This window comes from Streptomyces crystallinus, from assembly GCF_039521265.1.
GTDB lineage: Bacteria > Actinomycetota > Actinomycetes > Streptomycetales > Streptomycetaceae > Streptomyces > Streptomyces crystallinus.
This window is the reverse complement of record NZ_BAAACA010000066.1, coordinates 99079-111728: the sequence shown is the minus strand read 5'-3', so window position 1 is coordinate 111728 and position 12650 is coordinate 99079. Positions and strand designations below refer to the sequence as shown.

The 12650-nt window shown below is 72.3% G+C and carries 9 protein-coding genes; 5 read left to right on the top strand and 4 right to left on the bottom strand.

Annotated elements, in window-relative coordinates; all coding sequences use genetic code 11:
- Nucleotides 1-149 precede the first annotated feature (149 nt).
- Nucleotides 150-1010: a helix-turn-helix domain-containing protein gene (locus ABD236_RS33995; RefSeq protein ID WP_344081301.1), complete on the top strand. Its 861-nt coding sequence runs from the start codon at nt 150-152 to the stop codon at nt 1008-1010.
- Nucleotides 1011-1247, top strand: a complete 237-nt coding sequence (locus ABD236_RS33990) for a DUF397 domain-containing protein (protein WP_067166531.1) — start codon at nt 1011-1013, stop codon at nt 1245-1247.
- Between the two features lie 64 nt (nt 1248-1311).
- Here ABD236_RS33990 and ABD236_RS33985 read toward each other — a convergent pair whose 3' ends face one another.
- Nucleotides 1312-3096 carry a hydroxysqualene dehydroxylase gene (locus tag ABD236_RS33985; protein ID WP_344081294.1) on the bottom strand — a complete coding sequence of 595 codons (1785 nt, stop codon included), beginning with the start codon at nt 3094-3096 and terminating at the stop codon, nt 1312-1314.
- A 182-nt stretch (nt 3097-3278) separates the two neighbouring features.
- Between ABD236_RS33985 and ABD236_RS33980 the strand changes: the two genes are divergently transcribed.
- Both ABD236_RS33980 and phsA read left to right on the top strand, forming a co-directional pair.
- Nucleotides 3279-3695, top strand: coding sequence for a YchJ family protein (locus tag ABD236_RS33980; protein WP_344081291.1), 417 nt, complete (start codon nt 3279-3281; stop codon nt 3693-3695).
- A gap of 66 nt (nt 3696-3761) precedes the next feature.
- Nucleotides 3762-5594 (top strand): O-aminophenol oxidase PhsA, encoded by a 1833-nt coding sequence (phsA, locus tag ABD236_RS33975; RefSeq protein ID WP_344081288.1) that lies wholly within the window; start codon nt 3762-3764, stop codon nt 5592-5594.
- Nucleotides 5595-5646: 52 nt separating this feature from the next.
- Here the strand turns inward: phsA and ABD236_RS33970 are convergent, their stop codons facing one another.
- Nucleotides 5647-7725, bottom strand: coding sequence for an MDR family MFS transporter (locus ABD236_RS33970; RefSeq protein ID WP_344081285.1), 2079 nt, complete (start codon nt 7723-7725; stop codon nt 5647-5649).
- A 70-nt stretch (nt 7726-7795) separates the two neighbouring features.
- Nucleotides 7796-8788: an urea transporter gene (locus tag ABD236_RS33965; protein WP_344081282.1), complete on the bottom strand. Its 993-nt coding sequence runs from the start codon at nt 8786-8788 to the stop codon at nt 7796-7798.
- A gap of 239 nt (nt 8789-9027) precedes the next feature.
- Here ABD236_RS33965 and ABD236_RS33960 point away from each other — a divergent pair, with 239 nt between their 5' ends.
- Entirely contained in the window at nt 9028-10932 is a 1905-nt protein-coding gene (locus ABD236_RS33960) for an AMP-dependent synthetase/ligase (protein WP_344081279.1), read from the top strand.
- Here ABD236_RS33960 and ABD236_RS33955 read toward each other — a convergent pair.
- A complete protein-coding gene (locus tag ABD236_RS33955) occupies nt 10868-12154 on the bottom strand; it encodes a PucR-like N-terminal domain-containing protein (protein WP_344081276.1) in 1287 nt (428 codons plus the stop codon). The two genes, ABD236_RS33960 and ABD236_RS33955, sit on opposite strands and share 65 nt — an antisense overlap.
- Between the last annotated feature and the right edge of the window lie 496 nt (nt 12155-12650).

Here is a 12650-nt window from a genome sequence, read left to right as displayed (position 1 = left end):
GCGACAGCCGCATGTGCTGGCGTTCACCGACCTACCTTCCACCCATCCGTGACACTTGGCAAGGGGCACTCTGAAAATTGCAGAGTGCTGTGTTCTGGGCTGAGGTGGCATGGCACACTGCTCGGCAACAGGGTTAGGGGAGGTCTGACGTGAGTGAACCCCGGTCCGCCCCGACCGTGGGGCAGGTCGTGCTGGGCAGACGCCTGCAGGATCTGCGCGAGCGTGCAGGCCTCAGGCGCGAAGAGGCGGCGAAGGTGCTCCGCGTCGCCCCCGCCACGATCCGCCGGATGGAGACCGCCGAGGTCGCCCTGAAGATCCCGTACGTCCAGCTGCTGCTCAAGGCGTACGGCATCGGGGACGAGGAGACGGACCGTTTCATCGAACTGGCGGAGGAGGCCAACAAGCCGGGGTGGTGGCAGCGCTTCCACGACATCCTGCCCGACTGGTTCAGCATGTACGTGAGCCTGGAGGGCGCCGCCTCGCTCATCCGGACGTACGAGCCGCACTTCGTCCCCGGGCTGCTCCAGACCGAGCAGTACGCGCGCTCGGTCATGATCAGCGGCGCGCTCGGGCAGACGAAGGCCGCCGACATCGAGCGGCATGTGGCGCTGCGCATGGAGCGCCAGTCGCTGCTCACCCGGGCCGACGCGCCGAGGCTCTGGGTGATCATGGACGAGACGGTGCTGCGGCGCCCGGTGGGCGGTCCCGAGGTGATGCGCGGCCAGCTCGACCGGCTCCTCGAAGCCGCCGAGCTGCCCCATGTGACCCTCCAGCTCGCCGAGTTCGCGACCGGGCACCACCCGGGGACCTACGGCCCCTTCGTCCTCTTCAGATTCGCCGTGCCGGAACTCCCGGACATGGTCTACAGCGAGTACCTGACCGGCGCGGTTTATCTCGACGCGCGCCCCGAGGTGGCGACCCACCTGGAGGTCATGGATCGCATGGCGGCCCAGGCCGCCACTGCACGACGCACGAAGGAGATCCTGGCGGATCTCCGCGAGGAGCTGTGAATGGATCACATATACAACGGCATGCCGGCCCGGGAGCTCGGGACCGAGGGCTGGCACAAGCCGTGGAGCGGTGGCAACGGCGGCAACTGCGTCGAGGCCATGAAGCTGGCCGACGGCCGGGTCGCGGTGCGCCAGTCGGCCGACCCGGAGGGCCCCGCTCTGATCTACACCAGCAACGAGATCGCCGCGTTCATCCTCGGCGCCAAGTCGGGCCAGGCCGACTTCCTGCTGACGTGATCCACCGGACGGCCGCCGCCCACAGCCCTCCAGGGGCCGGGGCGGCGGCCGAGCCGTGTCGGTGTCACCCCACGTCGAAGACGTTGGGCAGCCCCAGCCGGTAGCGGAAGCGGTCGTCGCGCTTGAGCAGATCGAGCTCGGGGGCGCTGTAGAGCGGGGCCACCGAGCAGCGCGGGGCCGTCGAACCGGTCCGCTCGAGGAGCGCGTTGGCGGCGAGGCGGCCCGAGGTGTTGGCGCCCTCCATGGTCGCCAGGTCGATGGGGACGGCCACGTAGTCGCCCGCCAGATAGAAGTTGGGGATCCTCGTCCCCGCCGACGGCCGGTTGTGGAACGTGCCGACCGGGTGGATGAGCAGCTCGTCCTCGTTCCTCGGGTCGGGCGTCCCGATACCGGAGACCCCCGGGTCCAGGAACCACGAGTGCAGCTTGCCGTCGCTGAGCACGGTCTTGCCGGTGTCGTTGACCGACGCCTTCAGCTGCGCCCACACCTCGCGGGCGACCTCCTCGCGGGTGCACTGCTTGGCCGTCTTCCCGTACAGCATCCCGGGCTTGTCCCACTCGGAGATGTCCACCGAGAGGCAGTCCGCCACCGTGCCGTCGCCGTAGTCGGTGCGGAAGTCGTGGTGCGGCCAGTGCTCGGCCTGGGCGATGGCGGTGAGCGACCAGGGCGAGTCGATGCAGTCGAAGTGGCCGTGCACCCCGTCGGGCCGCTCGGTCAGATAGAACTGGATGCCGGTCATCCAGTCCGTGCGCAGCTTGTCGCAGCGGGCCAGCTGCGGGTCGGCCGCGCGCATCGCGGCGCTCCAGGTGCGCCGGGCGTGCTCGACCGGCAGCGCGCAGACGTAGTGGTCGGCGCTCACCGTGCGGCGCACCCCGCCCGGGTCCTCGACCACCGCCCCCGTCACCTTCCCGCCGTCGTACCCGAACTCCCGCAGGGTCCAGCCCACCTCGAACCGGACGCCGAGGGTGCGCAGATGGGCCACCCAGGGGTCGATCCACGCCTCGTTGGTGGGGGCGTTGAGGATGCGGTCCAGGGGGCCGTCCGCGCCCCGGCCGAGCGCGTTGAAGACGAACGCCTCGAGCAGTGAGCCCACCGTACGGGTGCTGGCCTCCTCCGCCTTGGTCGCCACGATGTTGCGGGTGACGCCGACGGCGAGGATGCGCTGGTACTCGTAACTCATCTTTCCCGCCTTGGTGAAGGTCCACCAGGGCGTCGCCTCCCACTGGTCGTCGCGGCGCTCCTCGCAGCTGGTCAGGAAGGTGACGAGACGGTCGGCGAAGTACGCGATCTCGCGCGCGGGCAGCCGCTGGAAGGTGCCGAGCACCCCGGTCAGGGCGCGCCGCAGCGCGTCCAGGGTGAGCTGCTGCGGGGTGCCGGACCAGGGCAGCGGCAGGCGCAGGTCCTCGTAGCCGGTCCGGGCGAACATCATCTCCTTGGGCGCGACCAGGTTGTCCCAGACGCCGTGCGGATTGCCGGGGAAGGGGATCCGCCGCATCGTGTCGGGGAGGTTGTGGTAGATCCCGGGGATGAACCGGAAGCCGTGCTCGGCCGGCAGTGGTGCGCGTCCGCCCCGGGCGCTCTCGGGCACGTCCATGCTGCGCGCCTTGCCGCCGAGCGCCCGGCGCTCGTAGAGCGTGACCCGGAAGCCGCGTTCGGCGAGCTCGTGGGCGGCGGTCAGCCCGGCGACGCCGCCGCCGAGCACCACCACCGACTGCCCCTGCGCCGGGGCGGCCGCCGCGTGCGACGCCGCCGCCGCGGGCACCGCCGCGTCGAGCCCCAGAGCGGTCGCCGCGCCCGCCACCGCCGTCCCCGCGACAAACGTGCGCCTCGTACTGCCCGAACGCTCCATGGTGCCCCCTATTACCGGTGGTAACGGTCACGTCGGCGCAGGAGCATACGGTCGCGGCGGACAAGCCGGAAGAGGCAATCGAGCCCAGTGTTCCCCGGGCGTACGGCAGTTGCGGCCACCACCGGGTGGGCCCGGTGGGCCGGCGCGGGGATGGCCGGATCCGGATGTGGTCAGATAGGGCCATGGCTCGACGCACCCCCCGAACCGCCCGCCCCCAGGCCCCCGTGGATTGCCCCTGCGGGCTGCCCGCGGCGTACGCCGAGTGCTGCGGGCGCTATCACGCCGGGCAGGCGGCCCCCACCGCCGAGGCCCTGATGCGCTCCCGCTTCAGCGCCTTCGCGGTCCACGACGAGCCGTATCTGCTGCGCACCTGGCACCCCGACCACCGGCCCGCCTCCGTGGACTTCGACCCGGGGATGCGCTGGATCCGGCTGGAGGTCCTGGACACCAAGGACGGCAGCGCCTTCCACACCACCGGCGAGGTCGCCTTCCGCGCCCACTACACCGAGGGCGGCGGCGAGGGCGCGCTGTACGAGCGGAGCCGATTCGTCCGATACGACGGCGCCTGGGTGTATCTGGACGCGGTCTCCACGGACTGAACCGGATCACGGCTTTCGGCGTCTTTTTCCGTGAACGGCCGTGAAGGCCGGGATCAGGGGGAGAAGATGTCCGACACCACGGGGGACGAACTCGTCCCGTACACCGACCGCCTGCCCATCCCCGAAGTGCTGCGGCCCGCCAAGGCCGATGTGCGCCGGGAGACCGAGATCGCGATCCGCCCCGCCTGGGTGCGGCTGCACAGCCAGCTGCCGCCCACCTTGATGTGGGGCTACAACGGCACCGTGCCCGGGCCCACCATCGAGGTGCGGCGCGGGCAGCGGGTGCGGATCGCCTGGACCAACCGGGTGCCGCGCGGCAGCGAGTACCCGGTCACCGCCGTCGAGGTGCCGCTGCGCCCGCAGGGCACCCCGCCCGCCACCACCGAGCCGGGGCGCGGCGGCGCCGAGCCCAGCGCGGACGTGGCGGCGCTGCCCGCCTGGACCGTCACGCACCTGCACGGCGCCCAGACCGGCGGCGGAAACGACGGCTGGGCCGACAACGCGCTGGGGGAGGGCGACGCCCAGCTCTCCGAGTACCCCAACGACCACCAGGCCGTGCAGTGGTGGTACCACGACCACGCCATGAACATCACCCGGTTCAACGTCTACGCCGGGCTCGTCGGAACGTATCTGCTGCGCGACGACGAGGAGGACGCCCTGCGGCTGCCGCACGGCAGGCGGGAGATCCCGCTGATCCTGATCGACCGCAACCTCGACACCGACGAGGACGGCCGCCTCGACGGGCGGCTGCTGCACAAGACGATCGTCGTCGACCCGAAGAACGCCGAGACGGGACGGCCGGTCACGGCCCCCTTCACCGGCCCTTTCACCACCGTCAACGGCGTCATCTGGCCCCACCTCGACACCGACGCGGCCTGGTACCGCTTCCGCCTCGTCAACGCCTCCAACGCCCGCATCTACGACCTGGTGCTCCTCGACGAGGACGACACCCCGGTGCCCGGCGTGCTCCACCAGATCGGCAGCGACGGCGGACTGCTGCCCGCCCCGGTGCCGGTCGACTTCGACGCGGCGCTGCCGGCGCTGACCGTGGCGCCCGCCGAGCGCATGGACCTGCTGATCGACTTCCGGGAGCTGGCGGGCCGCCGGCTGCGCCTGGTCAACAAGGGACCGGGCAAGCCCGCCGGGGTGCCCGACCCGGCCGGCAACGTCCGCTATCCGCACGTGATGGAGTTCCGGGTGCGCGAGGGCCACGAGCGCGACCCCTTCGTGCTGCCCCAGGTGCTCTCCGGCTCCTTCCGGCGGTACGAGCACGGGCAGCTGCACCACGGCCACCGCCTGGTCGTGCTCACCCCGCCCGGCACCGCCGGGGGCGGCGGCCACCCGGAGATCTGGGAGATGGCCGAGGTCGCCGACGCCCCCGCCGAGCCGGCCGACGGCGTGATCCAGCTGCGGGGCGCCGACGGCAAGGTGAAGACCTACCGGCGGATCTCCCGCACCTTCAACGACGGCCTAGGGTTCACCGTCGCTGAGGGCTCCTTCGAGCAGTGGAGCTTCCTCAACCTCGGCGGGCCCGTCCACCCGATGCACATCCACCTGGCCGACTTCCAGCTGATGGGCCGTGACGCGTACACCGTGGACGGCTTCGACCAGAAGCTGGGCGGCACCCGGGCGCCGGTGGCCTACGACGCGGCCCGGCCGATCCCGCTCGCCCCCAATGAGCGCGGCTTCAAGGACGTCTTCCGCGTCCCGGCGGGACAGCTGGTGCGGGTGCTGGGCCGCTTCGACGGCGCGTACGGGCGGTTCATGTACCACTGCCATCTGCTGGAGCACGAGGACATGGGCATGATGCGGCCGTACGTGGTGGCGCCGGCGGAGGCGCTCAAGTTCGACCACGCCGGGCACGGCGGCCACGACGGCCACGGGGCGCATTCGGGCTGAGACACGGGACTCGACTCCTCGAAACGGGGGCGCGGTCGGGGGTGGGGCAGGGTCAGGACCGGGTCGCGCCCACCGTCCGGCGGTCGGCCGGGGGCAGGCCGTTGGCCAGGTCCTCGGCCAGCAGCCGTTTGGCGATGGCGTCGGCGGCGGCCCGCAGCTCCGCGCTGCGCGGCCGCCCCCGGTCCCGCTCCAACTGCTCATTGAGCCAGTCCGACCAGGACGCGGTGATGGCGTCGACCTCGCGCCGCCCGGCCCCGCTGAGCTCGAAGTAGGTGCCCTCGCGGGTCAGGAAGCCCTCGTCGACCATCCGCTGGAAGACCGGCACCAGCACCTCCGGCGGCACATGGCGGCGGGCCGCGATCAGACCGAGGCTCGCGTGCCCGACCATCCTGGTGAACAGCTCGACCTGCATCACCGCCCAGGCGCCCGCGACATCGAGGCGGGAGTCGGAGCGCAGGACGATATGGCGGGCGGTGTCCATGCCCGTACTGCGCACGATCTTGGCGACCGACAGCTCCAACAGCTTCTGCGAGTCTCCGGTGGTCGGCTGGGCGAAGCCCTCGCCCATGTCGGTGGAGGAGGAGCGGGCGGTGTCGCGCAGCTCGACCTGCTTGAGGAAGAGCGCCACCAGGAACCCGACGGCGGCCACCGGCACGGTCCACAGGAACACCGTGTGCAGGGAGTCGGCGTACGCCTGGACGATCGGCGCGGCCGTCGCCGACGGCAGCGACTTGAGGCCCTCGGGGGACTGCGCCGCCCTGGCGAGCGCGGCCGGGTCCGCGCCGCCCGCCTTCGCGGCGGCCGCGATCCCGTCCGCGAGATGGCTCTTGAGGGTGTTGGCGTAGATGGTCCCGAAGACCGCGGTGCCGAAGGAGCTGCCCAGCGTACGGAAGAAGGTCACCCCGGAGGTGGCGGTGCCGAGGTCCGCGTAGTCGACGGTGTTCTGCACGGCGATCGTCAGGACCTGCATGCACAGGCCGATGCCGAGGCCGAGCACGAACATGTAGAGCGACTCCAGCCAGGCGCCGCTGCCCGGCCCCATCAGCGAGAGCAGATAGAGCCCGACGCCCATCACCAGGGCGCCCACGACGGGGAAGATCCGGTACTGGCCGGTCTTGCTGACCACGTTGCCGCTGAACACGGAGGCGATCAGCAGGCCGACAACCATGGGCAGGGTGCGCACGCCCGAGACGGTCGCGGAGTCGCCGTCCACGTACTGGAGGTAGGTCGGCAGGAACGTCATCGCGCCCAGCATCGCGAAGCCCACGATGAAGCTGAGGACCGAGCAGACCGTGAAGACGGGGTTGCGGAACAGCCGCATCGGCAGCATCGGCTCGACGGCCCGGGTCTCCGCCCAGCAGAACGCGGCCAGCGCGGCCACCCCGCCCGCGAAGAGCGCGAGGACGGTCGGCGAGGACCAGGCGTACTCGTTGCCGCCCCAGCTCGTCGCCAGGATCAGGGCGCTCGCCCCGGCCGCGACGAGCCCGATGCCGAGGTAGTCGATCACCGGCTTGGCGACCGAGCGGATCGAGGGGATGTTACGGGCGGCGGCGATCACCACCAGGACCGCGATCGGCACGTTCACATAGAACGCCCAGCGCCAGCTCAGATGGTCGGTGAACAGCCCGCCGAGCAGCGGCCCGATGACGGTGGACACGCCGAACACCGCGCCGATCGCGCCCTGGTACTTGCCGCGCTCGCGCAGCGGGATGACGTCCGCGATCAGCGCCATCGCGGTGACCATCAGCCCGCCGGCGCCGATGCCCTGGAGCGCCCGCCAGGCGATGAGCAGCGACATGTTGGTCGCCAGGCCGCACAGGAAGGAGCCGGTGATGAAGACGACCGCCGAGACCTGGAAGACCACCTTGCGGCCGAAGAGGTCGCCGAACTTGCCCACCAGCGCGGTCGCCACGGTCTCCGCGAGCAGATACGAGGTGACCACCCAGGACATATGGGCGGCGCCGCCGAGGTCCGAGACGATCGTCGGCAGCGCGGTGCCCACGATCGTCTGGTCCAGCGCGGCCAGCAGCATCCCGAGCATGATCGTGCCGAAGACGATGTTCCGCCGGCGGACGTCCAGCACGGGCGGCGCGGCGGCCGCCGGGGGCGCGGTGTCGCTGGCTGTGGTCACACTGGCACCCTCACACCGGCGCGGAGGGGGCGCATGCGCGGTAGGCCGTGCGGGTGAGCGGGAGGGCGGCTCAGCCGGGCAGCGCGGCGCCGGTCGCGTCCCGCGCCTCGACCGCCTCCTGCGTACGCCGCAGCCTCGGCAGCGCCGGGACCGAGGCCAGGAAGACCAGCGTGGTCAGGACGAACGGCCAGGTGAACGCCCGGCCCCCGGCCGGGGCGAACAGCGCGCTCAGCGCCGGTCCCAGGACGGTCGCGGCCGCCGCCCCCACCACCGCGAACCCGAGGCTCCACCGGTCGGCGGCGAGCAGCGCCCCGCACAGGGCCATCGCCACCAGGACCGCGTTGTACCCCATGCTCCCGTCGGCGATCCGCTCCGCCGGGGCGCCCAGCGCCCACGCCGTGAGGATGCCCACGGCGCTGCCCGCGCAGGCCATCGCGCCCGCGAGCCGGTCGGCCGCGAAGATCCCGGCGAGAAAGATCAGCCCCACGTACCACTGCGGCACCAGGAAGACCTGCGCGATATTGGCGAAGAAGCCGTGCGCCGCGTCGCGCAGCCCCAGGGCGGCCGGTCCCTCGGCGGCGCGGGCGAGCGCGGCCGGGCCCTCGCCGTGGTGCCACACCTTGCTGAAGCCCGGCGCCGCGAGCGTCATGGCGCTCGCCGTCAGACAGAAGGGCAGCGTCAGCGGCGGCAGCCCCCAGGTGCGCAGCACGGTGGCGGTGGCCGCGGCGACCACGGTCACCACCGCGCAGCCGGCGGCCGCGAGCAGCGCGGTGGACAGATGCCCCGGCCCGAGGCCCACCGCGCAGCCGACGGCGACCAGACAGGCGTTGAACCCCTCGAGCCCGGCGGCGACCCTGCCGCGCGCGACGCCGAGGAGCTGGGCGGTGGCGGTGCCGACGGCGGTGCCGAGCAGCCCGTACAGGCCGTAGTGCCAGCCCGCGACGAAGAGCCCCACGGTGAAGACCGCGCCGGTCACCGCGCTCGGCACGAAGTCGACCTGAGCCTGCCCCCGCAGCACGTGGACGGCGAACCGCCCCCACCGCGCGCGACGCCCCTGCCCCACCTGAACCCCTCCCGTCCGACGGGGCTCCGGACGGCCCCGGGGCACTGTACGGGGGGCGGGTCAGGCCGGGGCAAGAGGTGCGCTCTGGTCGGAACCTCCCACAATCGCCGGCTCCACTCGGTGGATCCGGCGGGATTGATTTCTCCTTACGCGGCGGTAAGTTGGCGAGTCAGCCTTCTCGTACCAACCGGTAAGTGCTCCGTACCACTGTGCCCCGAGCAGAGCAGAGGAGTCCGCGCATGGGCGTACGGAAAGACCTCAGAAAGGCCGCGCGGCGCGCCGACCTCACCTCGCGGGCCCAGGTGGAGCTGGTGCGCGAGGGCGGTGAGGTGCGCGAGGTGCGGGTCGCCCCACTGGCCGCGCCCGGGGCGGGCAGCGTCGCCGACATCCCGTTCACCAACGCCGCCGAGGCGCCGGACGCCGTGGCGCTGCGGCGCAGACGCGGCGGGCGCTGGCAGCCGGTCACCGCGGCCGCCTTCGCCCGTGAAGTCGCCGACACCGCGAAGGGGCTGATCGCCTCGGGCCTCGAACCGGGCGGGCGCGTCGCGCTGATGTCGCGCACGCGGTACGAGTGGGCCGTCCTCGACTTCGCCATCTGGGCGGCGGGCGGGGTGAGCGTGCCCATCTACGCCACCTCCTCGGCGGAGCAGATCGACTGGATCCTCGCGGACTCCGGTGCCCGGACGCTGGTCGTGGAGAGCGGGGCCGAGCTGCGGACGGCCGGGGCGGCCGCCGAGGGCCGCCGGGTCTTCGTCATCGACGACGGCGCACTGGCCCAACTCGCCGTCGCCGGACGGGAGACGGGCGACGAGGAGCTCGACAAGCGGCGCGCCGCGGTCGGGCCGGACACCCTGGCCACCCTCTGCTACACCTCCGGCACCACTGGAAAGCCCAAGGGCTGCGTCCTCACCCACGGCAACCTCTACACCGAGGCCGCCAACACCGCCGAGCTGGCCCAACCCGTCTTTGAGGCGGCCACCGGCGTGGCCGCCTCCACCCTGCTCTTCCTGCCGCTCGCCCACATCCTCGGCCGCAGCCTCCAGATAGCCTGTCTGCTCGCCCGCATCGAGATCGGCCACTGGCCCAGCGTCAAGCCCGAGGAACTCCGCCCGCAGCTACGGGAGTTCAGGCCCACCTTCATCGTCGGGGTGCCCTATCTCTTCGAGAAGATCCACGACACCGGGCGGGCCACCGCCGAGCGCATCGGCCGCGGCGCCTCCTTCGACCGCGCCCACCGGGTCGCCGTGCGCTACGGCGAGGCGGCCCTCGACCGCTTCCTGGGCCGGGGCAAGGGACCCGGCCCCGGGCTGCGGCTCGGCTGGGCGCTCTACGACCTGCTGGTCTACCGGCGCGTACGCAAGGAGCTCGGCGGCCGGCTGCGCTACGCCATCAGCGGCGGCTCCCCCCTGGACCGCGAGCTGAGCCTGTTCTTCTACGCCGCCGGCATCCTCATCTACGAGGGCTACGGGCTCACCGAGACCTCCGCGGCCGCCTCCCTCACCCCGCCGCACGCCCCGCGCCCCGGCACGGTCGGCCTGCCCGTGCCGGGCAACTCGGTGCGGATCGCGGACGACGCGGAGGTGCTGGTCAAGGGGCCGATCGTGTTCAGCGGCTACTGGAACGACCAGGCCGCCACCGACGGGGTGCTGGCCGACGGCTGGTTCGCGACCGGCGACCTCGGCCGGCTCGACGACGACGGCTACCTCACCATCACCGGCCGCAAGAAGGACATCCTGGTCACCTCCGGCGGCAAGAACGTCTCGCCCAGCGTCCTGGAGGACCGGCTGCGCAGCCGTCCGCCGGTCGGTCAGTGCCTGGTGGTGGGCGACAACCGGTCCTATGTCGCCGCACTGGTCACCCTCGACCCCGAGGCGCTCAAGCACTGGCTGGCGGTGCGCGGGCGGGACCAGGACACCCCCGTGGAGCGGCTGGTGGACGACCCGGAGCTGATCGCTCAGGTGCAGCAGGCCGTGGACCACGCCAACGCGGCGGTCTCGCGGGCCGAGTCGATCCGCCGGTTCCGGCTGGTGGCGGGGGAGTTCACCGAGGAGAACGGGCTGCTGACGCCGTCCCTGAAGGTCAGGCGGCGGGCGGTGGCCGACGCGTACGCCCGCGAGATCGAGGAGCTGTACGAGAAGGGGTGAGCGAGGACTCCTCCGGTAAGGGGTCGGCGCGCTCGCGCAGATGCATCGCGCGCAGCACGATCTCGGTGGCGAAGCGGTGCTCGGGGTCGGTCAGCCGGCGCCCGAAGGCCGCGTCCAGGTTGCGCATGCGGTAGCGGACGGTCTGCGGGTGGATGTGCAGCACCTCGCCGATCTGGGCGGCGGTGCCACGGGTGGCGAGCCACGCCCGCAGCGTCTCGATCAGCCGCTCGCGGCGCGTCGCCGTATGGCCCTGGAGCGGGGCGAGTTCACGGGCCGCGAGCAGTTCGACGAGCGCCGGGTCGGACATCAGCAACAGGGTGACCAGATGGTCCGCGCTGTGCACGACGGGCGCCTCGGTGATGATCCCGGACAGCGCGAGGCCGAGCGCCTGGCGGGCCCAGCGCAGCGAGTCGGCCGCCCCGGCGGGCGCCACCGTGGGCCCGGCCGCCGCGCGCGCCCCGCCGAGCGCCTGGACCAGGGATCTGTGGCGCTCGCCGTGCAGGGCGCCCGGCACCAGCAGATACGGCTGCGGATCCGCGAGGTCCATCAGCACATCGCCGTGCAGGGCGGTGCGGGCCGGGTGGGCGCCGGCGCTCAGCGCGACCAGGGTGAGCTCCTCCGGGAGCCGCCAGCCCGCCCGTTCGGCCAGCTCGACCAGGGCGGCCTGGGGGGTGCCGCCGCCGGAGACGATCAGCCGGAGGATCTTCCTGCGCAGCTCGTCCTGGTTGTCCTCGGCCGACGACCTGGCCTGGAGATAGCCCTCGCCGGCCAGCGCCTCCAGCTGGTCCATGTACGCGAACAGGCTGTCCGCGAAGGACAGCATGAACACGGGGGAGAGGTTGTAGCGCTTGCCCACCTTCTTGGTGTGGCGCAGCGCCACCCGGGCGCCGACGCGGAAGGTGCCGCGCAGGGTGTCCAGACTGCCGCCCCGGGAGGCCGCGAACCGGCCGAAGGTACGGATCATCTCGTCCCGCAGCGGCGAGGGCACCGACGGCCGCACCACCTGGTCCACGAAGATGGTCAGGCTCTGCTCGATCGCCGAGTGCACGAACCGGCCGTGCGGGCCCGCGAAGACCTCCGCGAACTCCGGGTAGGCGCGGACGACCTCGGCCTTGATCTCGTCGAGCAGCGGCGGGAGTTCGGGCCACATGATGGTGGCGAGCTCCCGGGGGATCGGTCCCAGCTGCTCCGAGGAAGCCGATGCGTGGAGGGCGTTCGGCATGCGTGGTCCCTTTCACTGGCCGGGACGTACGGCTCGACGTTCGGCTCGGGTGGGCGACGCACCGTGGGCCTGCTGCGGGGCCGACGTCAACTCACATCACAACATCTGCAACATAGACCAGCCCGAGCCCGAAGGCACCCGTGCGTACGGAGAAAACGTGTGCCCCGTGACGGGTTCTCGTTCCGGCCGCAGACAAAGATGCTCGCCGGGGCACGGAAGCGGCAATGGGATTGCCCGAACACGGCGGAAAACGTTGACCTGTGTACGAATTTCTCGGCGTGATCGACTCAGTCGCGATAACGTACGTGCGCGTGGCGGCCGGGAGCCCGGCGGCCGGATTCGGCCGTGCGGTATTGCACGCCCCGATTCGGCGCGCGTAGCGTCCTCGGTGCCCCGGGGCAGACGGCTCTCGCCGCCCCTCACGGCGGGCCGCCGCCCGCTCCCCGGTGGCGCGGCCCACGCCCCAGGGCTGCGGATCCCGGCGGGGCCCCGCGAT